Source organism: Phytoactinopolyspora endophytica, assembly GCF_004138495.1.
GTDB classification, from domain to species: domain Bacteria; phylum Actinomycetota; class Actinomycetes; order Jiangellales; family Jiangellaceae; genus Phytoactinopolyspora; species Phytoactinopolyspora endophytica.
The window spans coordinates 95737-96197 of the sequence record NZ_ML142861.1 but is presented as its reverse complement, the minus strand read 5'-3'; the positions used below and the strand labels follow the sequence as shown (position 1 = coordinate 96197).

The window sequence follows — 461 nt, the reverse complement described above, 5'->3', positions numbered from 1 at the left end:
CTGAGCGTGGAGCCGGCCGACGTGACGGCGGAGCCTCTCATCGATGTCCCGGGCGAGTCTGTCCCGGCAGGGAGCGAGGAGATCGCCATCGCCCCGGGGATGGGGCTGACCACCTTCTCCAGCCTGGAAGCCGACGGCTGGACGTCGGGCTCGGTACTCACGGTCGACGTCGACTCCGATGTGACCTTCGACTACCAGTTCTCTGGCACGGTCACCGAGCAGCAGACCGTGCGGGCGGGCGCGGAGCGGGACGGCGCCACGGCCGCGATCAACGGTGACTTCTTCGACATCAACAACTCCTACGCACCGCTCGGCGCCGGCATCAGCCGGGAACACGGTGTCGTCAACGGGCCGTCCCCGGGACGGAACCAGGCCGTCGCCGTGACCGAGAGCGGTGCTCTCGAGCTGGCGCAGATCTTCCTGGAAGGTGAGGTCGCCGTCGACGGCGAGCCCGCGTTCCA

The 461-nt window shown here is 69.0% G+C and carries 1 pseudogene; it reads left to right on the top strand.

The features are described 5' to 3' along the window. Nucleotides 1-21: 21 nt before the first annotated feature. Nucleotides 22-461: pseudogene (locus tag ELR45_RS22690) on the top strand (phosphodiester glycosidase family protein); the annotation flags it as partial.